At 64.3% G+C, this 26,909-nt stretch carries 25 protein-coding genes; 9 read left to right on the top strand and 16 right to left on the bottom strand.

Annotated elements, in window-relative coordinates; all coding sequences use genetic code 11:
- The first annotated feature begins 3 nt into the window (after positions 1-3).
- Together ACZ9GA_RS09310 and ACZ9GA_RS09315 are read left to right on the top strand one after the other, a co-directional pair.
- Positions 4-237 carry a DUF6429 family protein gene (locus tag ACZ9GA_RS09310; protein ID WP_457362954.1) on the top strand — a complete coding sequence of 78 codons (234 nt, stop codon included), beginning with the start codon at positions 4-6 and terminating at the stop codon, positions 235-237.
- Positions 238-448: 211 nt separating this feature from the next.
- Positions 449-2,401 carry a P-loop NTPase family protein gene (locus ACZ9GA_RS09315; protein WP_457362953.1) on the top strand — a complete coding sequence of 651 codons (1,953 nt, stop codon included), beginning with the start codon at positions 449-451 and terminating at the stop codon, positions 2,399-2,401.
- A 276-nt stretch (positions 2,402-2,677) separates the two neighbouring features.
- On the opposite strand, the gene ACZ9GA_RS09320 is transcribed toward ACZ9GA_RS09315, so the two are convergent.
- Complete coding sequence (locus tag ACZ9GA_RS09320) at positions 2,678-3,115, bottom strand: rhodanese-like domain-containing protein (protein WP_457362952.1); 438 nt, start codon at positions 3,113-3,115, stop codon at positions 2,678-2,680.
- A gap of 94 nt (positions 3,116-3,209) precedes the next feature.
- Between ACZ9GA_RS09320 and ftrA the strand changes: the two genes are divergently transcribed.
- On the top strand, positions 3,210-4,184 hold the full coding sequence (gene ftrA / locus ACZ9GA_RS09325) for a transcriptional regulator FtrA (RefSeq protein WP_457362951.1): 975 nt from the start codon (positions 3,210-3,212) through the stop codon (positions 4,182-4,184).
- 104 nt (positions 4,185-4,288) lie between these two features.
- Here the strand turns inward: ftrA and ACZ9GA_RS09330 are convergent, their stop codons facing one another.
- The 3 genes from ACZ9GA_RS09330 to ACZ9GA_RS09340 form a co-directional block, all read right to left on the bottom strand.
- Positions 4,289-6,487, bottom strand: coding sequence for a TonB-dependent siderophore receptor (locus ACZ9GA_RS09330; protein ID WP_457362950.1), 2,199 nt, complete (start codon positions 6,485-6,487; stop codon positions 4,289-4,291).
- 179 nt (positions 6,488-6,666) lie between these two features.
- Complete coding sequence (locus tag ACZ9GA_RS09335) at positions 6,667-7,290, bottom strand: glutathione S-transferase family protein (protein WP_457362949.1); 624 nt, start codon at positions 7,288-7,290, stop codon at positions 6,667-6,669.
- Between the two features lie 156 nt (positions 7,291-7,446).
- Positions 7,447-9,510, bottom strand: a complete 2,064-nt coding sequence (locus ACZ9GA_RS09340; protein ID WP_457362948.1) for a TonB-dependent siderophore receptor — start codon at positions 9,508-9,510, stop codon at positions 7,447-7,449.
- Between the two features lie 265 nt (positions 9,511-9,775).
- Between ACZ9GA_RS09340 and ACZ9GA_RS09345 the strand changes: the two genes are divergently transcribed.
- Positions 9,776-10,015 (top strand): hypothetical protein, encoded by a 240-nt coding sequence (locus ACZ9GA_RS09345; RefSeq protein WP_457362947.1) that lies wholly within the window; start codon positions 9,776-9,778, stop codon positions 10,013-10,015.
- A gap of 82 nt (positions 10,016-10,097) precedes the next feature.
- On the opposite strand, the gene ACZ9GA_RS09350 is transcribed toward ACZ9GA_RS09345, so the two are convergent.
- Positions 10,098-10,856 (bottom strand): alpha/beta fold hydrolase, encoded by a 759-nt coding sequence (locus ACZ9GA_RS09350; RefSeq protein ID WP_457362946.1) that lies wholly within the window; start codon positions 10,854-10,856, stop codon positions 10,098-10,100.
- Positions 10,857-10,979: 123 nt separating this feature from the next.
- On the opposite strand from ACZ9GA_RS09350, the gene ACZ9GA_RS09355 reads away from it, so the two are divergent.
- Positions 10,980-11,744: a hypothetical protein gene (locus tag ACZ9GA_RS09355; RefSeq protein ID WP_457362945.1), complete on the top strand. Its 765-nt coding sequence runs from the start codon at positions 10,980-10,982 to the stop codon at positions 11,742-11,744.
- A 104-nt stretch (positions 11,745-11,848) separates the two neighbouring features.
- Here the strand turns inward: ACZ9GA_RS09355 and ACZ9GA_RS09360 are convergent, their stop codons facing one another.
- From ACZ9GA_RS09360 to ACZ9GA_RS09375, 4 genes are all read right to left on the bottom strand, one after another.
- Entirely contained in the window at positions 11,849-12,685 is an 837-nt protein-coding gene (locus tag ACZ9GA_RS09360; protein WP_457362944.1) for an aldo/keto reductase, read from the bottom strand.
- 90 nt (positions 12,686-12,775) lie between these two features.
- Positions 12,776-13,336 (bottom strand): isochorismatase family protein, encoded by a 561-nt coding sequence (locus ACZ9GA_RS09365; protein ID WP_457362943.1) that lies wholly within the window; start codon positions 13,334-13,336, stop codon positions 12,776-12,778.
- A 112-nt stretch (positions 13,337-13,448) separates the two neighbouring features.
- Entirely contained in the window at positions 13,449-14,879 is a 1,431-nt protein-coding gene (locus tag ACZ9GA_RS09370) for an FAD-binding oxidoreductase (protein ID WP_457362942.1), read from the bottom strand.
- A 102-nt stretch (positions 14,880-14,981) separates the two neighbouring features.
- Complete coding sequence (locus ACZ9GA_RS09375) at positions 14,982-15,269, bottom strand: hypothetical protein (protein ID WP_457362941.1); 288 nt, start codon at positions 15,267-15,269, stop codon at positions 14,982-14,984.
- 108 nt (positions 15,270-15,377) lie between these two features.
- Between ACZ9GA_RS09375 and ACZ9GA_RS09380 the strand changes: the two genes are divergently transcribed.
- Positions 15,378-15,941: a GNAT family N-acetyltransferase gene (locus tag ACZ9GA_RS09380; protein ID WP_457362940.1), complete on the top strand. Its 564-nt coding sequence runs from the start codon at positions 15,378-15,380 to the stop codon at positions 15,939-15,941.
- Between the two features lie 104 nt (positions 15,942-16,045).
- The gene (locus ACZ9GA_RS09385; RefSeq protein ID WP_457362939.1) at positions 16,046-16,957 is read left to right on the top strand and encodes a substrate-binding domain-containing protein; all 912 of its coding nucleotides are present in this window, start codon (positions 16,046-16,048) and stop codon (positions 16,955-16,957) included.
- A gap of 235 nt (positions 16,958-17,192) precedes the next feature.
- On the opposite strand, the gene ACZ9GA_RS09390 is transcribed toward ACZ9GA_RS09385, so the two are convergent.
- Positions 17,193-18,194 carry a LacI family DNA-binding transcriptional regulator gene (locus tag ACZ9GA_RS09390; RefSeq protein WP_457362938.1) on the bottom strand — a complete coding sequence of 334 codons (1,002 nt, stop codon included), beginning with the start codon at positions 18,192-18,194 and terminating at the stop codon, positions 17,193-17,195.
- A gap of 13 nt (positions 18,195-18,207) precedes the next feature.
- A complete protein-coding gene (locus tag ACZ9GA_RS09395) occupies positions 18,208-18,441 on the bottom strand; it encodes a hypothetical protein (RefSeq protein ID WP_457362937.1) in 234 nt (77 codons plus the stop codon).
- A 129-nt stretch (positions 18,442-18,570) separates the two neighbouring features.
- Here ACZ9GA_RS09395 and ACZ9GA_RS09400 point away from each other — a divergent pair, with 129 nt between their 5' ends.
- On the top strand, positions 18,571-20,964 hold the full coding sequence (locus ACZ9GA_RS09400) for a membrane-bound PQQ-dependent dehydrogenase, glucose/quinate/shikimate family (RefSeq protein ID WP_457362936.1): 2,394 nt from the start codon (positions 18,571-18,573) through the stop codon (positions 20,962-20,964).
- Between the two features lie 270 nt (positions 20,965-21,234).
- Here ACZ9GA_RS09400 and ACZ9GA_RS09405 read toward each other — a convergent pair whose 3' ends face one another.
- Genes ACZ9GA_RS09405 through ACZ9GA_RS09415 form a run of 3 tightly spaced genes read right to left on the bottom strand, consistent with a single transcriptional unit; the run spans position 21,235 to position 24,194 of the window.
- Positions 21,235-22,158 (bottom strand): sugar ABC transporter substrate-binding protein, encoded by a 924-nt coding sequence (locus ACZ9GA_RS09405; RefSeq protein ID WP_457362935.1) that lies wholly within the window; start codon positions 22,156-22,158, stop codon positions 21,235-21,237.
- Positions 22,159-22,200: 42 nt separating this feature from the next.
- A complete protein-coding gene (locus ACZ9GA_RS09410) occupies positions 22,201-23,349 on the bottom strand; it encodes a phytanoyl-CoA dioxygenase family protein (RefSeq protein WP_457362934.1) in 1,149 nt (382 codons plus the stop codon).
- Positions 23,349-24,194 carry an SDR family oxidoreductase gene (locus tag ACZ9GA_RS09415; protein ID WP_457362933.1) on the bottom strand — a complete coding sequence of 282 codons (846 nt, stop codon included), beginning with the start codon at positions 24,192-24,194 and terminating at the stop codon, positions 23,349-23,351. Before ACZ9GA_RS09415 ends, ACZ9GA_RS09410 begins: the two co-directional genes overlap by 1 nt.
- Positions 24,195-24,318: 124 nt before the next feature.
- Here ACZ9GA_RS09415 and ACZ9GA_RS09420 point away from each other — a divergent pair, with 124 nt between their 5' ends.
- On the top strand, positions 24,319-25,344 hold the full coding sequence (locus ACZ9GA_RS09420; RefSeq protein WP_457362932.1) for a LacI family DNA-binding transcriptional regulator: 1,026 nt from the start codon (positions 24,319-24,321) through the stop codon (positions 25,342-25,344).
- 94 nt (positions 25,345-25,438) lie between these two features.
- Here ACZ9GA_RS09420 and ACZ9GA_RS09425 read toward each other — a convergent pair whose 3' ends face one another.
- Positions 25,439-26,506 carry a maleylacetate reductase gene (locus ACZ9GA_RS09425; RefSeq protein ID WP_457362931.1) on the bottom strand — a complete coding sequence of 356 codons (1,068 nt, stop codon included), beginning with the start codon at positions 26,504-26,506 and terminating at the stop codon, positions 25,439-25,441.
- The gene (locus ACZ9GA_RS09430) at positions 26,481-26,909 is read right to left on the bottom strand and encodes a nuclear transport factor 2 family protein (RefSeq protein WP_457362930.1); all 429 of its coding nucleotides are present in this window, start codon (positions 26,907-26,909) and stop codon (positions 26,481-26,483) included. Before ACZ9GA_RS09430 ends, ACZ9GA_RS09425 begins: the two co-directional genes overlap by 26 nt.

A 26,909-nucleotide genomic window follows, 5' to 3' on the forward strand; every position in this document is an offset into this window, starting at 1 on the left:
GGGATGATGGAATACGACGATAAACGTATTGAAGAAGCGGTGCTGGCGCTGTTGGCTGCGTTCAGCTCATCAGGGGGAAATGCCTGGAAAGGCTTTGACTTCACGGTGATGAACCGATTGCACGAGCAAGGCCTCATCGAAAACCCCGTGAACAAGCACAAGTCAGTGTGGTTGACGGAACAAGGTCAGGAGCAAGGGCGCCAGATAGCTGATCGATTGTTTGGCAAGAAGCCCTGATTAACCGTGCTTTATAGCAGTAATTGTCTTGCAACCGCGTCGTCTGCATCGCGACTAAAGTCGGCTCCTACGCCGCCCGTGGTAGGAGCCGGCCTTGGCCGCGATGCAGACGCCGCCGATTGTGGGGCGATACCACCACCCCCGGAAGTGTCATACTTCGCCCCCCACGCAATAAATGAGGCCAGGCATCGCGCCCTGGCCATGAGACCCCATGCACCCCGAACACGTTGATCTAACCTGCCCACTCTTCCTGCCCGTTACCCAGGAAACCTGCGCCAGCCTGTTGGCCGACGACGGCGCGGGCGTGCTCGCCAGCCTGAGCGACCCGGAACTGGCCGCCGTGCTGGTGATCCAGAACCTGGCCCAGGCCACGGAGAAGGATCTCAACGCCGCCGGCGCCGAAAAGGTGCTGGCCAAGCTGATCAGCTGGGCCGTCAAGGCACGGCCCCCGGCGGGCCTGTTGTCTGAAGCGCAGCGGCTGTTCGACCAGGGCAAGCTGTACTACGGCCTCGAGGCCATCAAGCAGTTGAATTTGCGGTTTCTGGAGGCCGAGGAGGTGGCGGCGCAGGCGTACCTGCTGCCGGGCGGTGAATGGGACAACACCTTCAACGTGCGCCACCACCAGCACAACGATCCCTACCACGAGCACGTGGTCACGCCCCGGCATCGCGAGCGCTGGCTAAGCGATGCCCAAGACAAGCTGGTGCGTACCTTCCGCGCCAACCTGGATGAAGACCTGCACGTGCAGGGCTACGCTGGTGTGGGCAAGAGCCATCTGCTGGGCGCGTTGCTTGAGTACCTGCGCCCCGAGACCACCCTGGTGCTGGCGCGCACCAAGAGCAAACTCGACGTACTGCGCCAGCGCATGGGCGGCGAGCGCGACAAAAGGGCAGGCTCCACTTTTGAGGCCTTCGCCTACGCGCTGCTCAAACGCTCTCGATTTGTGCCCTCGGGCAAACCGGTCAGGTTGCTCACCCGGCAGGCACTGGCCATGGAGCTCAATATCCTGGGCTTCCGCAGTTACGATGCCCAGGCCACTCTGAGTGTGTGCCTCAAGGTGCTGGAGCGCTATTGCAGCTCGCGCGACTACAGCCTGAGCGCTGCCCATTTGCCGCACTTCCAACAAGCCTTGTCGCCCCTGGACGCCAAGGTGCTGCTCGAGTATTCCAGCCGCCTGTGGACCTACTTGGACGCGACACCGGCATGGGCGGGGCAGGGCGACTTCGCCACGCTGATGATGCTCAAGCGCGCCAGCCTGGCCGGCTGCGTGGTGCCTGCGCGGTTCACCCACGTGCTGATCGACGAAAGCCAGGACATTCCTGCCTCGTTGCTGCAGATCATCGAGCGCGGCAAGCAGGTGCTGATCACCTTGGGCGACGAGTACCAGCAGGTCAAGGGCGCCACCGTGCAGCGCACCCGCGAAGTGCGGCGCAGCGACATCAGCTACTCAGTGCGCTCGGGCCGCAACGTGGAGCGCCTGGTCAACCCGCTGATTTCCCGCCACTCGGCCAAGAGCAAGGTGTACTTCGAAGGCGCCCGCAACGCCGACGTCGGGGTGGAGCACTACCCGCAGGGTTTCGTGCCGCCCGAAGGCTGCGTGGTGTTGACGGCCTCGCGCTGGGACACCATGAAATGGCTGATGCAACTCCACGATGCCCATTGCGCTTTCAGCTTCCCGACCAAGGCCGCGCAGGACGACCTGCAGCATTTCATGACCACGGCCATCGCCCTGTTCAAGCCCGGTTACTACAGCCTGGAAAGCGACAAGGGCGGCCACGCCGACTTCGACGAACTGCTCGACTGGCGCCAGGTGCGCGAGGCCAACCAGTACGATGAGTCGTTCCTGTGGGTGGAAGAGGCGTTGGCAAAGGGCTTCAACGTAGCCGACATCACCCGCCTGAATCGCTTGCAGGCCCTGCCAGGCGTCAGTTGCACGCTGATGATGGCGCAGGACGCCGGCGGCATGGAATTCGACCGCGTGCTGCTGACCCCCGAGCTGCTGACCACCGTGCAGTTCAAGGACGCCTACGCATTCGACGAGCGGATCTGCGCGGTGTACATCGCCATCTCCCGGGCGCGGCAGCAGCTGTTCATTCCCTATGATGTGGTGGAATGGATCGATTACCACAAGGCGCAGAAATTCCGCGAATTCCACGGCTACTGAGGCCGCGGGCGTGTCATGCAGTTGTCCTGGAGAAAATGCCTGGAAAGGCGTTGATTTTACCGTCATCTTATAGCCGCAACTGTCTTGAAACTGCGTCGTCTGCATCGCGACCAAGGTCGGCTCCTACGCCGTCCGTGGTAGGAGCCGGCCTTGGCCGCGATGCAGACGACGCCGTCCTGTAGCCGCTGCCGAAGGCTGCGCTGGCCCTCAACCACCTCGCAGATCTTCAGCGCACGCAAGGGCCAGCGCAGCCTGGCGGCAGCGGCTACGCAGATATCAACAGGCGCAGGATACGCCATTCCCCGATGCCGCAAGGCTGGCGCCTTCACTCAACCCAAGCCCCTCATCAAGCCACCCCGTAATCCCGCCGATCATCTCTTTCACCGCATACCCCAACCCCGCCAGGCGCACCGCTGCCCGATGCACCCCATTGCAATGGGGCCCGGCGCAATAGACCACGAACAGCGTCTGGTGCGGATACGCGGCCAGTCGCTCGGCGGTGAGGGTGCGCGTGGGCAGGTTGATTGCCCCCGGTACATGCCCTTGGGCAAATGCCTCGCTGCTTCTCACGTCCACCAGCACATAGTCCACATCGCCCCGTTGCTGGCTTTGGTGGATATCGGAGCAATCGGTTTCGAAGGCCAGGCGCCGGCTGAAATGCGCCAGTGCTTCTGATGGGCTGGCGGCGGGTATTGCGCTGATCATGCTGGGCATGGTGCTGACTCCTGATTGAAAGTGTGCCCATTGTAGGAAGCGGGTCCCTGCGGCTACAGTGGCGGACTCGACAGTGACCGGTAGTTTTCCGCCAATGTTAGATCAACCAGGTTTGGTCGCCGTGCTGGCGTATGACGGGCTGTGCACGTTCGAATTCGGCATTGCCGTGGAGGTCTTCGGGCTGCCACGGCCCGAGTTCGATTTTCCGTGGTACCGCCATCGCATCGTTGCGGTGGACCCGCCGCCCATGCGCGCGGCAGGCGGCCTGCAAGTGGTGGCCGATTTCGACTTGGCATCGCTCGACGAGGCCCACACCATCATCATCCCCGGCTGGCGTGGGCGTGACCAACCGCCACCCCAGGCGCTGCTGGACGCCTTGTGCGCGGCCCACCAGCGCGGTGCCCGATTGCTGTCGATCTGCTCCGGGGTGTTTGTGCTGGCGGCCGCGGGCCTGCTGGATGGCAAGCGCGCCACCACCCATTGGCGCTACACCGATGAACTGGCGGCGCGCTACCCCAACATCGAGGTAGACCCTGGCGTGCTGTATGTGGACAGCGGTCAATTGATTACCTCGGCCGGCAGCGCGGCGGGGATCGATGCCTGCCTGCACCTGGTCAGCCGGGACTTCGGCACGCAGGTGGCCAACACGGTCGCCAGGCGCCTGGTCATGGCCCCACAGCGCTCGGGCGGGCAAACGCAATTCATCCCGGCACCTGTTGCACGCACATCGCGTGATGAGCTGGCGTCGGTATTGGAGTGGGCGATTCGACATGCGCACAGCCCGCTGTCGGTCAAGCAGATGGCCGACAAGGCGTTGATGAGCGAGCGCACGTTTCTGCGGCGTTTCAACGACGCGACTGGCATGGCGCCCAAGGCTTGGCTGCTGCAGGTGCGCATGAACCTTGCGCGGGAATTGCTGGAAAGCAGCACGCTGAGCAATGAGCAAATCGCGGGGCGTTGCGGGTTCGCCTCGGCGGAAAGTTTTCGGGCGGCGTTTCGCAAGGCCGTGGGGCTGGCGCCCATGGCGTATCGCACGCAGTTCGGCACCGTTGAGAGGGCACCCCTGTAGCCGCTGCCGAAGGCTGCGCTGGCCCTATGCCCCACTGTAAAACTCCAGTGTTCACACCGGCCAGCGCAGCCTGGCGGCAGCGGCTACAGGTAGAGGCGTAACGGCTAGAACGCGTACACCAGCGTCGCCGTGGCGCTGCGGGGCGCGCCGTACCAGCCGCGTGAGCCAATCGCGGTGTAGTAATGCTGGTCAAACACGTTGTTGAGGTTCAGCCCGACGCTGGTCTTGGGCGTGATCGCGTAGTGCGCCATCAGGTCGGCGATGGTGTAAGCGCCTTGCGAGAAAGTCTCGCCGTTGGGCCCCGCGTTCTTGTAGTACTCACCCCCTTGCCAGCGCACGCCACCGCCCACCTTCAGTTGCGGCAGGGACTGCAGGCGATAGCTGGTGAACAGCTTGAAGGTGTCGCGCGGCACTTCGGTCAGCAGGCGCTCGTTGTCCGAGTCCTTGGCCACGGCATAGGTGTAGCTGGCGGACACCTGCCAGTCGGGCAATAGTTCACCGGCCATTTCCAGCTCGAAACCGCGGGTTTTGGTGCCGGACTCGGCGCGGAAGGCCTGGTTGCCGTCCGGCGCCAGGTTGCTGCCGTCGGCCACGGCCAGATTGTCCTGATGCACTTCGAACACGCTGGCTGCGGCGGTCAGGCGCTTGTCCCAGAACTCGCTCTTGAGCCCCAGTTCGTAGTTCACGCCTTCCTCGGGGTCCAGGTAGCGGCCACTGATGTCCTTGTTGCTCTGCGGCTTGAAGATGGTGGTGTAGCTGGCATAGGCCGACCAGTTTTCATCGAAGTCGTACACCAGGCCTACGTAGGGGGTAACAACGCCCGTTTCGCTGCGCGAGGTACGGCTGGTGATGCCCGTGGACAGCGTGGTGTCCGCCTCGTCACGGTGCCAGTCAATCAACCGTGCCCCGGTGATCAGCGACAGGTCATCGGCCAGGCTCCAGCGCACCGACGCCACCAGGCCGTCCTGGGTTTCGTCCAGCGCATTTTTCGTATCCTTGGTGTAGATGGAGTCCGGGATCGCCAGCGAGCCGTCCCAGGTGTAGATGTTGTCGATGGATTGGATGGTCCACAGCGGGTAACCGTCGTTCCGGTAGTAGGCCCGGTAATGGCTGGCGCCCAGGTACAGCTGATGCTCGCGCGACAGCAGCTCGAAGGGCCCCGAGGCCGTCAGGTCGAACGAGGTCTGCCGGGGCTCACCCGCCCAGCGCCCGGTCCAGGTGCTGATGCCGCTGCCATCGGGGTTGACGGTGCCGCTGGCGGCGGTGGCGAAGGCGTCATCGTAACTGCGGCGGCTGTGTTCGGCGTTCAATTTCAGCTGCCAACCGTTGTCCAGTTGGTGCTCCAGGGTGGTGAACACCGTTTTCGCTCGACGCTTGTGGTAGCTCCAGTCCGCCGCCGAGTTGAACGAGCGCGAAGGGCTGAAGTGACTGCCATCGGTATTGAACAGCGGGAAGCCGTGGTTGCCGGCGCCCTTGTTGTCCATGTCCTGGTATTCAGCGCCCACCGTCAGCATGGTGCTGTCGGACAAATCCCATTCCACCACCCCGTACGCCGCCTGTTTTTCCAGCGACTGGCGATCCACGTAGCTCTGGCTGTCGGTATTGGAGGCCACGAAACGCCCGCGTACGTTGCCGCTCTCGGTCAACTTGCCGGACACGTCCAGCTCGGTGCGGTAGTTGTCCCACGTGCCGGCCTTGAGGGTCAGCGTGCGCTGGGTTTCCAGCGTCGGCTTCTTGCGAATCAGGTTGATCGTGGCGCCCGGGTCGCCGGTGCCCGACATCAGCCCCGTGGCGCCGCGCACCACCTCCACCCGGTCGTAGGCCACCATGTCGGCCAGGTCATCGCGAAAGCCGTAGGTGTCGGGCCGGTTGAGGCCATCGACCTGGATGCTGCCAACCTCGAACCCGCGCACATAAATGTGATTGGCGTCACTGCCCGCCGGGCCCATGCTGTCGATGACCACGCCGGGCGTCTGCTCCAGCACCTGGGCCACGTCGGTGAGGTTCTGGTCTTCGATTTGCTGGCGGGTGACCACGCTGACCGATTGCGGGGTTTCGCGTGCGGACAGGCGCAGGCCGGTCGCGGTGTTGGCCGACCCGGTGGTGTAGCTGCCGGTGCCCTCGGTCGTGGCGCCCAACTGCACGTCCGTGACGTTCGTCGCGCCTAATTCCAGGGCGCCCGCCTGGCTGGAGCTGAGCGGTTCGGCCCACGCTTCGCCCGTCAGCAGCGAGCCGGAAAGACTCATCACCGCCAGTGCGGCCTGGCGGATGTTGAGGGCAGGGGAAGTAAAACGAGGGGACATCCATTGACTCCTGTTTGATGGAATAGGCGAATGCGATATCAGATGGCCAATGATAATCACTATCATTCGCATGAGGCGGCGCGATGGTGGGTTGTTCCCTCGCCGCTGTCAATGGCTGTCTGTGGTTTTGCGGACCCGTTCACGCCGTGCTTATCGCCATGGCCCGCAGGGATCGTTGATCAAGGCAAACCGTTGCTGCCATGCAGGCGGAAGCCCGCACGCTCGTTCAGCCGCTCGTAATAGGCCTTCACCGCCGGCAAGTGGGGATGCTCCAGCGGCGTCTCGAACCAGCGGTTGACGGACAGACCGATAGGGATGTCCGCCAGCGAAAACGCAGTGCCCGCCACGTAGGCGCCCGTCGCGGTCAGCTGTGTTTCCAGTATCTGCATGTAGCGCCCCCATTCCGCACACCCGGCGGCGAGCGCGTCAGCGTCCTGATGGGCAGGCGACTGCCTGACCAGGGACATGAACGCGTAGCTCCACGACCGGTTGAGGTCCGAGGCCTGCCAATCGATCCATTGGTCCACGCGGGCCCTTTGGCGCGCGGCGGTGGGGTAGAGGGCCCAGGCTTCGTGCTGCGCGGCCAGGTAGCGGATGATGGTGTTGGACTCCCACAGCGTGAAGTCGCCGTCCTGGATCACCGGGACCATGGCGTTGGGGTTCAGCGCCACAAAGTCGGGGGCGCTGGTGGGCTTGAAACCTGACCCCCAGTCTTCACGCTGGAACGGGATATCAAGCTCGGCGCAGGTCCACAGCACCTTTCTGACGTTGATGGAGGAGGCTCTACCCAGTACTCGCAACATGGCTTGGTCCTTGTGTGGGGGAGTGGCCATCGTCCATGGCGGCATTGCGTGGGTCAAGGCGACCGCGTTGTCCGCATCGCGACTAAAGTCGGCTCCTACGCTGTGCGGGGTAGGAGCCGGCCTTGGCCGCGATCGGTGCGCCGCGGTTTCTGCCCGTCAGAACGAGACGCTGGCCGTGAGCCGTGCCGTTCTCAACGCACCTTCTTCCACCTGCAGCGTGCTGCTGCCGGTGGTGGCTGGGTAGTACTCCTTGTTGAACAGGTTGTCGATATTCAACTGCAGGCTGGTCTTGTAGTCATGGGTGGGCAGGTCCCAGCGCACAAAGGCGTCGGCCAGGGTGTAGCTGTTCAGCCAGAAGCTGTTGGCATCGTTGCCCGGGCGCTGGCCAACGTAGCGGGCGCCGGCGCCCACGTGCCACTGACCGGTTTCGGCCGGCAGGGCCAGGTGGTGGGTCAGGTAGAGGCTGGCGGTGTGCATGGGTGCGTTGGGCAGGCGGTTGCCTTCCTGCTCCGGGGACTCATCGTTTTTCAGCACCTCGGTGTGGTCATAGGCGTAGGTGCCGATGACGCTCCAGCGCGGGGCGATTTCACCCGTCACGTCCAGTTCCACGCCGCGTGACCGCGCCTTGCCCACCGCTTCGTCGATGCTGTCGCCGTTGCTTTGCAGCACACTGTTGACCAGGTTCTTCTTGACGATGTCATACACCGCCAGGTTCACGTTGAGCGTGGGCACCGGGTTGTATTTGATGCCCGCCTCGTAGCTGCGGCCTTCGGTGGGTTTGAAGCTGTTGCCCGCATCATCGGCATCGTTGGGCACGAACGAGCGGCTGTAGTTGGCGTAAAGCGCGACGCTGTCGGTGGGTTGATAGACGATGCCGCCGAAGGGGATGAACTTGTCGCCGTTGGCATCGGCGCCTGCGGTATACGCGCTGCCAAGCCCCTGGTCGCTGTATTGATCCCAGTGTTCCTGCCGGCCGCCGAACACCAGAATCCAGCGGTCATTGAGGTGCCAGTTGTCCTTGAAGTACACCGAGGTGGTGACCAGGTTGTTCTCGGCGTTGCTTTGCGCCGCGCTGAGGGTCACCGGCTCTGCCAGGTTGCCGTAGGCAGGGTCCTGGATAGTGAGGTTGCCTGCGCTGGAGCTGGCGTTGCGGTAGGTTTTGCCGCGGTACTTGTCCAGCGATTGGTTGTCCACGCCCACCACGATTTCATGGCGCTGGCCGAACCACTGCTGATCGCCGATGAGGTCCAGCGCCGAGTAGCGGCTTTCATAATCGTAGTGCCCGCCGTTGGCGATCCGCCGCAGGGTGGTGCCGGTCAGGGTGCTTGGCTGGGCGATCGCCAGGCTGTAACGGTCCTCGGTCCAGCCGTAGGTCAGGCGAGCGCGCCAAGCGTCATCAAGCTGGTACTCGAACTTGGCCGTGGTGCTCTGGCTGATGCCGACGGTCTTGGCCCAGGGTTCGTCCAGGCGGTCGCGGTAGCTGATGTTGGCCGGGCGCCCGTTGACGAACACGGTGCCACGATCGAACGGGCTGGCGTAATCGTTGTAGGTGTAGGCCAGCGAGAAGCTGGCGCGCTCGCCCACCCAGGCAATCGACGGCGCAATCAGGGTATGTTCATTGACCCCGTAATTGCGCCAGTAATCCTCGTGACTGCGCTCGGCCACCAGCCGGTACGCCAGGCCCGTGTCACCCAGCGGGCCGGTGGTGTCGACGCCCAGCGAACCGCCGCCCTCGCTGTAACCCGAGCCGGTCAGGGTGGTGCCCGCCGTGAACTGCGGCTGCTTGCTGATCACATTGATCAACCCGCCGGGCTCCAGCGCCCCGTACATCAGCGACGCCGGGCCCTTCAGCACCTCCACATGGTCGGTGGTGGCCCCCAGGTTATGACCGATCGCCGAACTGATGCCGTCGCGCAGGATGGAGTTGTCGTCGTTGCTGCCAAACCCGCGCTTGATCAACGCATCCTTGGTACCGCCCAGGGTGTTGGTCTGGGTGACGCCACTGACAAAGCGCATGGCGTCGTTGAGGTCCTTGACCTGGTAATCGCTCAACGTCTGTGCCGCAACCGTGTTCACGGTTTGTGCCTCGTCGCGGTTCTTGGTGGCGGTTTTGCTGGCCGTGCTGCCTTCGTCGCGGGTGTAGCTGTCCGAATCGCTGGGGGCGTCGCTGGTGGATTCAATGACGCTGGCGGGCAGTTCAGTGCTCGCCGGCGCAGCCATGGCAAGAGCGGGTAGGGCGGAACACAGCAGAACCAGGGATTGGCGCCGGTTTGGCAGCTTGAGCACGAGCTTGACTCCGTAGGGTGGTAAAGACGCGAATGCGTCCCATCCCTACTACACGGATGCCGAGGGGTTTCACCTCAGTGCTTGGGTGAAAAATAATTTGGCCGGGCTCCATCCGTCGGCGCGCGGGCACTTGCGCCTGCGCCCACCCCTCCCAACTAATAGGCGCAGATACCCTGCGCGCCAGACGGGAGTCATCGTTATGGTAAACACGATCGATGGACCAGAAGCCGCCTATCCGGGGCCGGATGACAAAACACCGGATACCGGTGAAGACCATGATTCGGGGCTTGAGCAGACCGGTTCGGAACCCAAGCAGGGCAATGGCGAACGCCCGGTGGACTGGAACCCACCGCCTGGCAACCCGGGCTCGGACCAGGACGCCCAGGTGGACCGGGAACCCGGCAGCGCGAAAACCGACAGCCTGATCGACGCCGAATAGGTCCCCGCCGCAAGCCGGCTCCTACGCACATGCCGTAGGAGCCGACTTTAGTCGCGATGCAGGCAACACAGTCCCAGGCCCGTTACACGTGCCGTGCAGCCTGATGGTTCGTTCTCCCAAAAAAATCGCGGATCGCTTCAGCCGTCAACTCGGCACTGGTCACCATGAACAAATGCCCCTCGCCCTGCAGTACCTGCAGTTCGGCTCGCCGAATACTGCGGCGCAGAACGTGCCCGTTATACGGCAACACCAAGGTGTCCCGCTCACCGGTCAAAATCAGCGTGGGCTGACGCAGGCGCCACAACCGCATCAGGCTGGTCCAGCCCACCAGCGCGGCCAGTTGGTGCAGATAAGCGCGCGGGTCACCCGTGAGCATCCCGTTACCCACGCCGAACCGCAGCAATGACTGTATCGAGTCGGGCGAACCTTCGCGCTTGCGCCGCTTTGCACTGCTGCCCCCGCCAAAAAAGCTCACGATGTCGGCGGGCTTCACCCACATCGCCGGCCCGGTCGACGTCGCTGCCAGTATCAGGCGACGGACCCGTGAGGGATGGCGCAGGGCAAGTTCCTGCGCCAACGTGCCGCCCCAGCTCACGCCAAACACGTCGAGCTGGTCGATCTCCAATTGCGTGAGCAGGTCGGCGATCAGGTCAGCATGGGCCGGCAGGCGCATCGGCCATCGGGGTGTTTGTGATGCGCCGACGCCGGGCACGTCCAGGGTGATGGTCTGGTAGTCCGGCAGTTCATCGCGCAAGGGGTTGAAGGCCGGTATCAAGCCGCCCAGGCCATTGAGCAACAGCAAGGGTGAGCCCTGGCCGCGGATCGAGACGTTCAATTGCATGCCGTTGACGGTCAGTGTGTGGGTTGTCATGGTCCGATTTACCCCGAATGTCCTTGAATGACCGCTTCACCCCATAGCGTAGCCGCTGTCGCAGGGGGCGCCGGGTGGTGTAGCCTTGGCCCCATGACTGCCTTCTACCTCAAGCTATGCATCACCCCCATGCTCATGCTCGGCATTTCCCTGGCCGGCAACCGCTGGGGTACTCGTCTGGCCGGGCTGCTTTCCGGTTTGCCCGTCACCTCGGCCCTGGTGATGCTGTTTCTCAGCCTCGAACAAGGCCCGGGCTTTGCCCTGGGCGCAGTGCCGGGCGCCCTGGCAGGGCTGACGGCCGTCCAGGCCACGTACCTGTTCTACGTACTGGTGACGCCACGCTTGGGTGTGCCGATGGGGTGCATCGCCTCGCTGGCCGTGTACGGCGCGACCGCGATGTTCATGAGCCAGGTTGGCAGCGTGGCGCTGTCGATCATCATGACCCTGGGACTGCTGACGTCGATCATTGTCGTGACCGCGGTGTTCTCGCGGCCAACCACGGCGCGCCTGGTGCAGGTGCCACGCTGGGTCATCCCCATGCGCATGGTCACCGCCACCCTGCTGTTGCTGGCCATCACCGCCAGCGCCGAGTGGCTGGGGCCTGTGGCCAGCGGCATGCTGGCGCCGATCCCGGTCATTGCCTGGCCGTTGGCGGTGTTCGCCCACGTTCAGGGTGGGGCGCAGGAAATGGGGCGGATTGTGCGCGGCAACGCCATTGGCGCGGCCGGGGTGCTGGGGTTCTATCTGGCGTTGAAGCTGTCGATGGTGCAGTGGGGCGTGTTGCCATCCATTGCTGCGGCGGTGGTGTTGGCGGTCGGTGTGACCTTTACGCTGGCGAAAGCGTTGGACCGGCGCTGACCGTGCGTAGCCGCTGCCGCCAGGCTGCGCTGGCCCTCAGCCACGCTGAAAATTTCCCGTGTACTCAAGGGCCAGCGCAGCCTTCGGCAGCGGCTACAGGGGGCTTACATCCCCATTTCAATCGTCTGCGGATCCGGCCCTAACCGACCGGTTTGCTTGATTGCGGCAATCGCCGCCAGCTCCTGCTCGCTGAGCTCGAAATCAAACACATCGATATTCGCCGCAATGCGCTGCGCGTTCGACGAGCGTGGAATCACCACATGCCCATTTTGCACGTGCCAGCGCAGGATCACATGGGCCGCTGTCTTGCCGTGGCGCTGGGCGATCTCGGCGAACAGCGGCAGCTTCAGCAGGTCGCCGCCTTGGCCCAACGGGCTCCAGGACTCGGTGACGATGCCTTTGTCGCGGCACCACTGGCTCAGCTCGGCCTGATGGAAGTCGGGGTGGATTTCGATCTGGTTCACCGCCGGCACCACGCCGGTGTCGTCGATGATGTGGGTCAGGTGATCGGCGTTGAAGTTGGACACGCCAATGGAACGCACCCGGCCTTCTTCCTGCAGGCGCACCAGGGCCTTCCAAGTGTCGCGGTACAGGCCTTTTTTCGGGATGGCCCAGTGGATCAGGTACAGGTCCAGGGTCTCCAGGCCCAGGCGTTCCAGGCTGGCGTCGAAAGCGTGCAGGGTGCTGTCGAAGCCCTGGTCGGCGTTCCACAATTTGGTGGTGATGAAGATCTGCTCACGGGGCAGGTCGCTGTCGGCGACCGCGCGGCCGACGCCGGCTTCGTTGCCGTAGATCATCGCCGTGTCGATATGGCGATAGCCTGCGGCCAGGGCGGCCTTGGACGACTCGTAGGCCTGTGCGTCATCCAGCTGCCAGACGCCCAGGCCCAGTTGCGGGATCTGTGCGCCGTCGTTGAGGGTGATCAGTGGGGCAGAGGGCATGTGGGGCTCCTGGGTGAAGGGTGTTCAGGGTTTGAGCGGCAAGCGTCGAGAAAATTGCATGAAAGATGAAGGGGGGGCCACAACAATGGGTTAAGTGGGCGCGAGGACTTCATCCGACAGCACCACCTGCGCATACTCACCGTCCAGTATCGCCAGCGTCAGTTCATGCACCGTGGCGGCGTCCCATGATGTGCCATTGGCCGCGACAACAGGCACCGCAGTGGTCGCATCCGAAGGCAGGATAATGTCGTACCCCAGCGCCTTCCCCGCACGTACCGTTGCGTCGATGCTGTTGTGCACCACCACACCCGTCAGCACAAACTGCTTCACCTGCATGTGCTTGAGCGTGGCATCCAGCGCGGTGCCGATGAAGGCGCAGTTCTGCTGCTTGACGATGACAGGCTCGCCCCCGTGCGGCGCGACTTCCTGCTTGATGCCGTTCCAGGGGCCGTGGGCGTAATAGCTTGAGGTGGGCGTAGCCTCATCGTGCTTGACGTGCAGCACCGGCCAGCCGTTGGCGCGCCACTGCGCCAGCAGGCGTTGAATGACGGCCAGGTAGCCCGGGTTGCTTTTGCCATCCCAGACCGGCTGGTCGATGGCGTCCTGCACATCAAGGATGATGAGCGCGACGGGTGCGCTGTGAGCCTGCATATAAACCAACTCCCTGCAAAGCCCGTAGCCGCTGCCGCCAGGCTGCGCTGGCCCTGTGCCCCGCTGCAGATATCCAGGGTTCACACGGGCCAGCGCAGCCTGGCGGCAGCGGCTACGGGGCGTGATATTTGTCCCACAGTTTGTTTTGAAAGCGCTGCTGCGGATCGACCTGCGCCTTCACCGCAAACAAGCGCGCCGCCCCCGGGTAACCCTGTGCGAATTGCTGCTGCGTGGCATGCAGTTGATAGGGCAGGTAGTACGTGCCGCCTGCCGCCAAGGCCTCATCGATCAGCGCTCGCGTCCACACGCCCACCGCCGCGCAATCGTCTGCGGTCGTGGCCTGCCAGTAATAGAGCACAAACGAAAACACCTCGTCACGCGCCCACGACAGCAGTGCCTCCGGCGCTGCGGGGGCATGCCGGATGGAGACGTTGATGGCGGCGACATGGTACTGCCGCAGGATCGCCGCCATGCGCGGCACGAAGGCGGCGAACTGGGCCACCGGCACAAAGTATTCTTGCAGGGCATAGGTGCTGCCCGGCGTCGCGATCGGGCCCAGCGAGGCCACATCGGCGCTGGCCTCGTAGTTGCGCCATACCACGGGGTGGGCACGCAGCCGCCAGGGGTCGACCACGTCCTTGCGCAGCAGCGCGCCGCCGGGCAAGCGGGCGAAGCTCCACATCAGCAGCTCATTGAGACGGTAGGCCCGCCCGGTCGGCACCAACCGTTCGGTGATCGTGACGGGCTTGTCGGTGGCACGCCAAGTGACGGCGGTGGCTTGGTCGAAGCGTGGCGGGATCAGATCGGCGTTGTGCAGGATGGCCTGCGGGTCACCGCGGATACCTTCGTTGAAGAAAGTTGGGTAGTCGGCCACGGGCATGACGTCCACCTGACGTTCCATGGCCACATTGGCGGCCAGGTTCAGCTCGACCTCGGTGATCACGCCCACGGCGCCGTAACCACCGATGGCCGCGTGAAACAACGCCGGGTTGGCGGTGCGCGAAGCCTCCACCGGCGAACCGTCGGCCAACACCACCTGCACCGCGCGCACCGAGTTGATGACCGGGCCGGCGCCCACATAGCGCCCATGGGCGTTGACCGACAGCGCGCCACCCACGGTGAACGTGGCGAAGCTTTGCATGATTTGGACCGACAGGTCGTACGGGTCGATGACCGTCTGCAGGTCGCGCCAGCGCATCCCGGCCTGCACGCGGATCACCCTGTGCTCGGGTGCGAAATGGACCACCTGATTGAACCCGCGCATGTCCAGGTGCAGGCTGTCTTCAATCGCGATCTGCCCACCCATGCTGTAGCGGCCGCCGCCGATGCTGACCGTGCCGGTGCTGCTGGCCAAGGCCAGGCAAATGTCTGCGGTAGTGCGTGGGGCGAGGATGCGGGCGACGCGGATCGGGTTCAGTTGCGTTACATCGTTGACCACCGCACCGGTCGAGGCGGCCCACAGCGAGCGGGGCGAGAGCAGCCCGAATGCCAGCGTGGTGGCACCGGCGTGCAGTACCGCGCGGCGGGTGAGGGCGTGTGTCATGTCGTTCATCGCGCTATGCAGCAGCGGCCGCGAGGCCGCGTCACAGGCCCTGCGCAGTACCTGACACTACGCGCGGGCCGTGACGCAGCCTTCGGCAGCTTGCTACACCGGTTCCCAGATGACGGCGGCTTCGGCGCGCTTCATCAACTTCGCCTTGGCGATGGAGCTCCAGCCCGCCTGCTGCGGGCTCAGCTGCGGAAACGCCGACACCGCCCGGCTGATGGTCTCTTCAATGACCGCGCCCATGGCTTTGCCAATGGCCCGTTTCACCTCGGCGTGCTGCGCTTCAGGCAGCAGCGCCAAGGTGTCCGCCAAGGCAGCATCCAGCGCCGCCAGGGCGTCGATGCCGCCATCGCGCAACGCCCTTGCCGAATCTATTGTCAGCTCCATGACTGCACTCCAAACAGTAAGCACCCAGTCTATCAATGCCCGACAAAGCCTTCCATCTGCTTGTCATGCTGGGGCATTACTGTCTTGGGCAGACAAGGAGAGCCCTCGATGCAACTACCCACGCTGACCACCCCACGCCTCTACCTCACACCGCTGTCCCCGGAGCAGGCCGCGCGCCTGGCCGAACTGGGCGACGACCCGATGGTGATGGCCTACACCGCCAACATGCCGTCTCCCTACACTACCCAGGCGGCCCAGGCGTTCATCCAGCGCTCGGCGCAGGCTGTACGCGATGACGAGAATTACGTGTTCGGCATTCACCTGCGCAACGACGAGCTGATTGGCGTCATCAATCTGCGGCCATCCCTGCGGCACCGCAGCGGGCATCTGGGCTACTGGATTGGCGCGGCGTACCGCAACCAGGGTTTGATGACCGAGGCGGTGGCCCAGTTGATGGAGTTTGCCTTCCAGACCCTGGAGCTGCATCGCGTACACACGGCGTGCATGGCCGTGAACGTGGCCTCGGCGCGGGTGCTGGAGAAAGCGGGGCTTGAGCGCGAAGGCTGCAGCCGCCAGGCGTTCTTCAAGGATGGGGTGTTTCATGACCTGCTGCTGTTCGGCGCAATCAACCCTGTAGCCGCTGCCGCCAGGCTGCGGAAGGAGTTATCCTGATGTTGGAATAATTATTCTGTGTTAATTGTTTGGGGATAAAAATTCCACTATCGTCACTGGCACGGGTGCATGTGCCGCCCCCTCCAACAACAAGGATATTCCCCATGTTCCGGCCCTTTGTCTGCTGCTGTGCGTTGATGCTGTCGTTCGCTGCCCACGCTGAACTCAAGGTGGGCGTGGCCGTGGGCAAGTACGACAATTACGTTGCCTACCTGGTCAAGGCCATGCAGGACCGGGCCAAGGTGATACCGGGCGGCGTGACCCTGCAGGTCGAGGACGCCAACAGCGACGTGGTGCGCCAGTTGAGCCAGGTCGAGAGCCTGATCAGCCAGAAGGTCGATGCCATCGTGGTCAACCCGGCCGACGCCGCGGCCACCAAGGGCATCACCGACAAGGTGCTGGCCGCCGGCATCCCGCTGGTGTACATGAACACCCGCCCCGAGGTGGATCAACTGCCGGCCGGGGTGGTGTTCGTAGGTACTGATGACCGGGCCATCGGGCGCATGCAGATGGAATACCTGGCCACCCAGATGGGCGGCAAGGGCAACCTGGCGATCATCCTTGGCCGCCTGGCCCACAGCGAAACCCGCGCGCGCACCGAAGGCGTGAAGGACGTGCTGGCCAAGTTCCCGGAGATCAAGGTGGTGCAGGAGCAGAGTGGCGATTGGGCGCGCGAGGCCGGCATGGACCTGATGAACAACTGGCTCACGGCGGGCCGGCACATTGATGCGGTGGCCTCCAACAACGACGAGATGGGCATTGGCGCGGGGATGGCGCTCAAGCAGGCGGGGCAAACCGACACCAAGGTGGTGGGTATCGACGGCACCCCTGACGGCCTGGCGGCGCTGAAGAAGGGCTTGATGCAGGCGACCATCGTCCGTGACCCGGTGGCCATTGGTGCGGGGTCGCTGGATGCGGCGGTGGGGTTGGCCAAGCATGAGACGGTGCCGGCCAATGTGTGGATCGCCACGCAACTGGTCACCCAAGAATCGGTGGAGAAAGTCTCGCAGCGCTGATCCCCGGGCGCCGCCCAATACCCACCGCGACTCATACCCGTAGCCGCTGCCGCCAGGCTGCGCTGGCCGGTGTGAACCCTGTAGATTTTCAGTGAGGCACAGGGCCTGCGCAGCCTGCGGCAGCGGCTACGCGGCGCCTGCCTGTGGGACCGGGCGAAGCTCGGGAAGCGGACGACTCGGTATTTCCATTGGCTTCTTCCCGAGCTTCGCCCGGTCCCACAAGGGAAGGGGGGGGCTACGGTTTTGGCGCGGCGGTGGAACGACGAATCACGATCTGCACGGGCATGACGCGTTGCCGGGCCTTGTCCTTGCCGTCGTTGATAATCGCCTTGAGCGCCTGCACGGCCGCCGTGGCCTGCTGGCCGCAATCCTGGCGGATGGTGGACAGCGAAAATACCTCGGTGCCGGCATCGGGGATATCGTCGAAGCCGATCACCGAGACGTCCTCGGGCACCGACAGGCCCATGCCCTTGAGCCGGTCAATCGCACCCAGGGCGATGCAGTCGTTGGAGGCGAAGATCGCCGTGGGCGGTTGCTCGGCAGCGAACGCCAGTTCCACACCACGGCGGCCGGAGGCTGCGTCGTGCATGCCCGGCAGCGACAGTGGCTGCAAGCCGGCCTGCTGCATCATCTGGGCATAGACCTTGCTGCGCTGGCGCGCCGAGGCTTCCACGTTGCTGCCGCCCAGGTTGACGATGCGCGTGTGGCCAAGCCCAAGCAGGTGCGCCATGGCCTGGCGCACGCCTGACTCGTCATCCACGGCGATGGCGGTGACCTGCGGGTGGTTGATGCGCTTGCTGCCGATGTACACGCACGGCATCTGCTCGGCAATGTCGGCGATGGCGCGCACGCTGTGGTGCGTGCCGATCATCACCACGCCGGTGGCGCGCAGGCGCAGCAGGCGGTCGGTGATGACCCGGGGGTTTTCGGCGGCGCGCAGGGAGGTCACCGGGTCGAAACCTGCCGTGGTCAGTTCGCGGTCGAGCGCTTCGGCCAGTTCGATGTGGAAGGGGTTCTTCAGGTCGCCAATCACCAGCCCGACAATGGAGGAGCGCGCCGAGGCCAGGCTGCGCGCCGCCAGGTTGGGCTGGTAGTTGAGCTGGGCGGCGATGGCGTCGATGCGCTTGCGGGTTTCGGCGCGCACGCCCTGGCTACCGCTCAGGGCCCTGGACACTTGCGCACGGGATAGGCCGGCGGCGGCCGCGACGTCGTCCAGGGTTACGAAAGGTTTACTCATGCAGGGGTTCACTCTAATTTTCGCCGCCATGATACCGACTTCCTCTCCCTGTGCGGATGACAGCTGCTGAGGACAATTCACAAATCTGCCGATGATAATTATTCGCATTGTTTAATGTGGCGTATTGACGCAGTGAATGCAGCGCCATAGACTTCGCGCCACTCAGCAGCTGGCAAACAGCCATATTTTTCATGTGGTTATCGTCGGCGAGCTGTTTTTTTTGCAGCATCAATGGAAGCGCTTCCATAAATTTAGGTCCTGAAACGCTTGATTCAGGGCCTTTGGGATAATCACTAATTCAAGGGTGCGGCAGGGTTTACCTGCGGGGCTGCCGTGGGCGCGGCTGCGCTCCTTGAACCTGGAAGCGGGAACCTTTATGCGAGTGAAACAAATCGTGCCCATCGCCATCGGCCTGATACTGGCGGTGCTGGGCCTGGCGGTGTTGGTGGGCGGCGGCAAGCTGGCGTCCCTGGGCGGCAGCTGGTACTACCTGTTGGCGGGTGCGCTGATGGTGGCCTGCGGCGCATCACTGGTGCGCCGCAAAGTGGTTGCCGTGTGGCTGAGCCTGGCGCTGCTGGCCGTGACCCTGGTGTGGTCGCTGTGGGAAGTGGGCTTTGACTTCTGGCAGTTGGTACCGCGCCTGATGACCTTCATCGTCATCGCCCTGGTGGTCACCCTGCTGACGCCGCTGCTGGATGGCAATCGCCGTCTGCTGTCGAGCGGCCCGCGTGCAGGCATCTCCCTGGCCCTGCTGGCGAGCATCGCCGGCATCGGCTACGGCATGTTCCAGCCGCACCCCACCGTGGTCGCCGAGCCCGGCGCCAAGGCCAAGGTCATCGCCCCCGATGCCGGCAAGGCCGACGGCAATGACTGGACTGCCTACGGTCGCAACACCCATGGCGAGCGCTTCGCCCCCTTCGAGCAAATCAACAAGACCAACGTGAAAGACCTCCAGGTGGCCTGGACCTTCCACACCGGCGACATGGCCATCGACGGTGCCGAATACCAGGGCACCCCGCTGAAGGTCGATGACACGGTGTACCTGTGCTCGCCGCTGAACAACGTGTTCGCCCTGGACCCGGTGACCGGCGCGCAGAAGTGGAAGTTCGACGCGCACATCAAGCAAACCCCGTCCAACAAAGGCTGGAAGCGTTGCCGCGGCGTGGGTTACTACGACGCCGACAAGGCCACCGCCAGTGCCGCCCAAGGCGCCCCGGCGCAGCCTGCCGAATGCCGTCGTCGCATCGTCACCACCACCGTCGACGCGCGCCTGCTGGAACTGGACGCCGACACCGGCAAGCTGTGCGATAGCTTCGGTGACCACGGCGTGGTCGACCTGCTCAAGGGCATCGGCCCCAACACCGATGGCTCCTACTACCTGACTTCGGCGCCACTGGTGGCCGGTGACGTGGTGGTGGTCGGGGGCAAAATCAACGACAACTTGAAAACCGACGAGCCGTCGGGCGTGACCCGTGGCTTCGACGTGCGCACCGGTGAACTGCTGTGGGCCTGGGATGCACGCAACCCCAAGCGCGGCGTGCCGCTACCTGATGGCGAGCTGTACCCCAAGGAGTCGCCGAATTTCTGGGGCACCGCGGCCTATGACGACAAGCTGGGCCTGGTGTACATCCCTACCGGCAACCAGACGCCTGACTTCTGGAACGGCAACCGCCACGAAGGTTCGGACGAGTACAACGACTCCATCGTCGCCATCGACGTGAAAACCGGCGTCGACAAATGGCACTTCCGCACCGCCAACCACGACATGTTCGACTACGACGTGTCGGCGCAACCGATCCTCTACGACCTGCCGGGCAAGGATGGCACCACCACGCCGGTGATCATCGCCATGACCAAGCGCGGGCAGATCTTCGTGCTCGACCGTCGTGACGGCAAGCCGGTGTTCCCGGTGGAGGAGCGCGCCGTGGCCACCGACGGCATGCCCGGCATGCACATCTCGCCCACCCAGCCGTACTCGCAACTGTCGGTGGGCGCCGAGCGCCTGAAAGAGTCGGACATGTGGGGTGCCACGGTCTTCGACCAACTGATCTGCCGCATCGACTTCAAGGAAATGCGTTGGGAAGGCGAGTTCACGCCGATCACCGACGGCCAGCGCACCCTGATCTACCCAGGCTACTACGGCGGCATCAACTGGGGTGGCGGCGCCATTGACGCCTCTACCGGCACCTTGATTGTCAACGACATCCGCATGGCGCAGTGGGGCCGTTTCATCAAGCGTGAAGAAGCTGCCCGAGTGGGCCTGAAGCCGAGCACCGAGGGTGAGTACTCCGAGCAGCTGGGCACGCCGTGGGGCGTGGAGCGTTCGATGTTCGTCTCGCCGCTGGGCGTGCCGTGCTTCAAACCACCGTTCGGCACCATGACCGCCATCGACCTGACCACTGGCAAGACCAAGTGGCAAGTGCCGATGGGCAGCATCCAGGACGCACCGGTGCACGGCATTGTGCCGGGCGTGAACATGCCGCTGGGCATGCCGACCATGGGTGGCCCGCTGGTGACCAAGGGCGGCCTGACGTTCTTCCACGGCACCCTGGACTATTACATCCGTGCCCTGGACAACGACACCGGCAAGGAACTGTGGCGCGGCCGCCTGCCCGTGGGCGGGCAGGGCGCACCGATGTCCTACGTGGGGCGTGATGGCAAGCAGTATGTGGTGGTTACCGTGGGCGGTGCGACGCGCACCGGTACCAACGATAATCGCGGTGACTATATTATTGCCTACGCGCTGCCGGGGGCGGCGAAGGGGCAATAACGAAGTGAAGAGCACCACGATCTTGTAGCCGCTGCCGCCAGGCTGCGCTGGCCCTTGTGTACGCAGCGCATCTGCAGTGTGATTGAGGGCCAGCGCAGCCTGCGGCAGCGGCTACGGATTGCGGTGGGGCTTATAGGTGCCTGGCTTGGTTTTTTGGCGCTCTTGAGACCGAGCGCCGCCCGCGCGGCGCATCGCGACCAAGGTCGGCTCCTACAGGTTTGCAACGTGCCATGGCCTGTTGGAGTGATGGTGTCAGCCTGGCATGTGCGCTTACGGGCTTACGAAGTCCTTGTAGTTGGCCTTGGTAATCAGCTGGTACGGAATGGTCAACTCTGGCTTGTAGGGTTCCTTGCGCACCATCTGCAAGGCCAGGTCGATGGAGCCATTGGCCTGGCCTTTGTTGTCCTGGTACACGGTAACGGCCAGCTCATCGCGTTTCACCGCTTCAAGGCCTGCCGGGCCACCGTCGCTGCCACCCACCAGAATGTCCTTGCCCGGCTGCATGCCGGCCTGCTTGATGGCCATGGCGGCGCCGATTGCCATCTCGTCGGCGTTGGCCGCCACGGCGTCGATTTGCTTGCCCGAGACGATCCAGTTGTTCATCAGGTCCATGGCCTTGCTGCGTTGCCAGTCGGCAGTCTGCTCTTCCACCACATGGATATTGGGGTAGTCCTTGAGCACCGTTTTCACGCCGAGGGTGCGGTTGTGGGTGGCGTTGTTGGACAGCAGCCCCAGCATGATCGCCAGGTTGCCCTTGCCGCCCATCTTGTCGGCCAGGTAGCGCATCTGCATCTCGCCGGCCTTCACTTCATCCGAGCCCACGTAGCCCACCCCAGCTGGCAGCTGGTCGCCATCGGGGCGGCGGTTGACGTACACCAGCGGGATCTTGGCCTTTTGCGCGTCGGCGGTGATCTTGGCGGTGGCAGCCGTGTCCACCGGGTTGACGATGATTGCGTCCATGCCCTGGGCCGTGAAGTTCTGCACCTGGTTAAGCTGGCGCACGACGTCGCCCTGGGCGTCTTCGAACTGCAAGGTCACGCCCTGCAACTGCTTGGCGTGGGCGGCCATGTAATCACGCATTTGCGCCAGGAACACATCGTCGACCTGGGCGATGCTGACGCCGATGTGGGTGTCAGCCAAAGCCAGGGGCGAAAGCATGGCGCTGAACAGCAAACCGAGAAGTTGTTTTTTCATGGTGATGGACCGCTCTTGTTGTTGTTTTAAGGGGTGTTTGCTTCAGGCCTGACGCTTGGCGCGCATCTGCGCCACCCGCTCGGCGAAGGTGGGGTAGGCCCAGCGCTCCTGCAGGGCCTGGTGCATCAGTTGCTGCCCGGTCTGCGGCGCCAGGCCGTGCAGGGGCGGGTCGGTGTCCAGGTTGGTGGGGAAGGAGTAGCCGTCGGCGGTGCAGGCGATCACCGCCGCCACGCCTTCGGCGTCCAGCAGATGGTCGGCTGTCTGCGCCAGCAATTGCGGGTACACGGCCAGCATCATGCGCTCGCGGTCGAGGGTTTCCATGGTCTTGCCGAAGGCTGCGGAGATTTGCAGCAGGTTGGCCATGCGGTGGAAATCCTGGGTGCGGTTGGTGCCGGCGGCGTGGAACAGCGCCGGGTTGAAGAACAGCAGGTCACCCTTGGCCAGGGGCAGTTGCACGGCGTTAGCCTGGAAGTATTCGATGAACTCGGGACGGCGCCAGGCCAGGTAACCCAGGGGGTATTGCTGGGAAAACGGCAGCATCTGCGTGGGGCCGCTTTCCAGCGGCATGTCGGTGTGGGCCACGGCGCCCTGCAGGGTCAGGTGTTGGGACAGCACTTGCAGGTGCAGGGGGTAGCGCTGCACCACATCAACGGTCTGGAAGCCCAAGTGATAGTCGCGATGAGGTTGCTGCGCCTGGCCGCCTGGGCGCACCACGTTGACCTGCGCCGACACCTGGTAATCCGGGCCCAGCCAGGCTTCGGCCACCAGGCCGATCAGCGGGTTGGCGTAGTACTCGACGAAGGAGGCGGGTGACTGCAAGGCGGCTTTTTGCAGCGAGTTCCAGATGCGGCCGTTGCTGCCGGCCTTGGCGAAATGGTCGGCGGCCACGCCAGCAGCGGCTTCTTCGGCGAAGATGGCCTGGAACACGGCGCTGTGGCGGTCGATCACCGCCGGGTCCGGGAAACCCTGGCGAATCACCAGCACGCCGGGGCCGTCGCGGAAGACCTGGTGCAGCTCATTGAGCACGGCCAGGCGGTCGCCGTCGCGCAGGCGTTGGGCGTCGTAGATTGGCACGTTGGCCTGCACCTCGGTGCAGTGCGGGTAGCGGGCGGCGTCGGTGTGCTGTTCGCACAGCTGGCTGAAATCGGTCAGGCGCACGTCGGCTTCAGTGACAAAAGCGCTGCTGTTCATCAGGCGCCCTCCGTCCAGCTCAGCGGCTGCTGCGGGCGTGGCACGGCGTCGTCGCCGCAGCCGATCACGCCTTGTTCCAGGTCGATGACGGTGCCGGTCATCATGCCCGACTCCTTGGACAGCAGGAAGGCCACGCTCTGCGCCACTTCCTCGGGCTTGAGCAGGCGCCCGAACGGCTGGGCCTGTTCGGCGGCCTGCAGCCAGCCATCCTGGGCGCCGTGGTAGCGGCGCTGGATTTCGTCTTCGTGAGGGGTGTCCATCCAGCCGATGTTCAAGCCATTGATGCGGATGCGGTTGCGCAGGGTGCTGTAGGCAACGTTCTTGGTCAGCACCGCCAGGGCGCCCTTGGAGGTGGAGTAAGGCGTCAGGTACGAGGGGCCGCCGTGGCTGACGATGCTCTGGATGTTGACGATGCTGCCTTCCACGCCGCGGCTGATCATCAGCTTCACGGCTTCCTGGATCAGGAAGAACGGCGCACGCACGTTGACGGCGAAGAGGCGATCGAACAGCTCGGGGGAGGTATCAAGGATGGTGCCGCGGTCGGACATGCCGGCGCAGTTCACCAGGCCGTGCAGGGTGCCGAAGTGGGTACGGGCGGCGTCGATGATGTTCCGGCAGTCCTCGACCTTTTCAAGATCGGCTTCGACGAACACGGCCTGGCAGTCCAATTGTGCCAGTTGGCGCACCTGTTCCTGCCCCTGGCTTTGCCGGCGCCCGCAGATGATCAGCCCGGCGGCGCCACGCCGCGCCAGGGTATGGGCCACCGCCGCGCCCAGGCCCTGGGTGCTGCCGGTGACGACGAAATACTGGCCGGTGAATGAGTGTGCGAGGTCTGTGGTGGGCATGCGCTTCTCCTGGTTTTTATTGTTGTCCGTGCGCCAGTTCGACGGCTGGCGAAACTGAGACTAGCATTGGGGACATCGGGAAAAAGCTCAAAAACACCTCAAAAAAACCTCAGGCCGATAACCCATGCTCGAACGCGCCAAACACTTTTCCATCAAGCAACTGGCGACGCAGGCGGGGGTCAGCAAGGCCACAGTGGACCGCGTGCTGCACCAGCGCGGCAGCGTGCATTACCAGACGCAACGGCGCATCGAACAGGCGTTGGATGAGCTCGAAGCCCAGGAGAAAAACGGCCTGGCGGTGGGGCGCACCTTCTACGTCGACGTGGTGATGCACACCCCGCAACGTTTCAGCGCGTCGGTGCGTGCGGCCATCACGTCGCAGTTGGGCAGCCTGGCGCCGTTCCGCATTGCGCCGCGCTTTCACCTGTTCGAGGAAATCGAACCTCAGGCCATGCATGACCAACTGCTGCGCTGCCTGGGCACGGGCAGCCATGGCGTGGTGCTCAAGGCGGCGGATGAGCCGGCGGTGAACCTGGCGGTGAAGCAGTTGGCGGCGGCCGGTATACCGGTGGTGACGCTGGTCACCGACCTGCCGTTGAGCGAACGCATCGGTTATGTGGGCATGGACAACCGCACGGCCGGGCAGACCGCCGCCTACCTGCTGTCACGCTGGCTCCCCCCGGTGCCGCAGCAGGTAGCGGTGGTGATCGGCAGCGAGCTGTTCCGTGGCGAGGAAGAGCGGGAAATGGGTTTCCGTACCTGGCTGCGCGGGCATGCCGAACACTTGCAGGTGCTGGACATCAGCGGTGGCTATGGGGTGTATGCCAGCACATTCGAGCGGGTGGTGCAGGCGTTGCGGCAACACCCTCAGTTGCGCGCGGTGTACAGCGTGGGCGGCGGCAACCGGGCGATTGTCGATGCCTTCGCAGCGCAGGGGCGTGAGCTGGACGTGTTCATCGGCCACGACCTGGACGAGGAAAACCGGCAGTTGCTGGAAGAGCGCAAGGTGGCGGCGATCATCGACCACAACCTGCAGATCGATGCGCGCCATGTGTTCCTGCATATCCTGCAGCACCACCGCGTGTGGAAGACGGCGCCGATCGGGGCATCGCAGGTGCAGATCGTGACGCCATTCAATTTGCCGATGTAGCCGCTGCCGAAGGCTGCGCTGGCCGGTGCGTGCGCTGCAGATTTTCAGCGAGGCACAGGGCCAGCGCAGCCTGCGGCAGCGGCTACGAGGCGGTTCAGCGCGGGCGCACGCCGTCGTACGCGTCCTGCAGCAACTGCCGGATGGCAGTGGCTTCGATAGGCCGTGGGTTCCAGTACGGGTTGGACAAGGCAATGTCCGTGGCCCGGTCCAGGTCCGCTTCGGTCAGCCCCAGGTCCTTCAACCGCGTAGGCGCGCCCAGCCCCTTGGCCAGGTCAAACAACGCCGCCGCCGGGCTGTCATGCTCCACCTGCAACGCCCGGCAGATGCGCGACAGTGCCGGCGCTGCCGACTGGTTGTAGGCGATGGCATGGGGCAGCACGATGGTGTGGGTTTGCGCATGGGGCAGGTTGAAACTGCCGCCCAGGGTGTGGCACAGCTTGTGGTGCAAGGCCATGCCGACGTTGCCCAGCACCGTGCCGCACAGCCAGGCGCCATACAGGCAGTCGCCGCGCGCGTCGAGGTTGGCAGGGTCGCGGTGGATGCTTTTCATGCCCTGGGCCAGGGCGCGGATGCCTTCCTCGGCCATCAGCGACATCACCGGGTTGCCGTCCTGGGCATACAGGCCCTCGGCGGCGTGGGCGATGGCGTTCATGCCGCTGGTGATGGACATCTCCACCGGCAGGCTGACGGTCAGTTCCGGGTCGTAGATCACGGTCTTGGGCAGCACCCGCGGGTCTTTGCCGGTGCGCTTCAGGCCATTCTCGGTCAAGCCGTACACCGGGGTCATTTCAGATCCGGCATAGGTGGTGGGGATGGCCAGGATCGGCAACCCCGAATCCATCGCAATGGCCTTGCCCAGCCCGGTGGTCGATCCGCCACCGATGGCCACCGCACAGTCGGCACCCAGCGTGCGCGCCACGTCGCGCGCCTCACGCGCGGTCTCGATGGGCACGTGCATCACCGCCTTGTCGAAGATGTCGGCGGCGCGACTGCCCAGCAGTTGCGCGATGTGTTCGGCCTGGGCGCGCTGTTCCGGGGTGCACAGCACCAGCGCGCGCTTGGCGCCCAGGCGATCGATCTCCGCCTCCAGTTGTTGCAGCGAACCCTTGCCGAAAATGACGCGCGACGGCTGACCGTTATAGACGAATGGGGGCGTGGACATGGGGCAGGTCTCCTTGGGAAGTGGCGGGGCGCTGGACAACGGGGGTAGGCTGATACGCCACCAGCTGCCAGCGTGCTCCGGTCTTGAGCCACACGCTGAGCGTGCGGTTGTGCAGGGTCTTGGCGACACCGTGAGAGGTGATGTCGGCCTTCATCTCACCGAAGGCCAGGGCGCTGTCGCCCAGGCGGCGCACCTCGTGCACCTGATGCTCGATGCGGTGATAGAGGTAAAGCCCTTGGCGGCACTTTTCCAGATAGCTGGCCAGGTCGTCCCTGACCCCATTGGAATGCACGTACACCAGATCGGGGTGGGCGAGGTGGGCAAAGCTGTCCAGATCGCCCTGGCGCATGGCCTGGTAGCGCTGTTCTTCCAGCGCGGCAATAGCAGTGTGATCGTCTTGCAT

The sequence above is a fragment of the Pseudomonas sp. TE3644 genome, assembly GCF_056278815.1.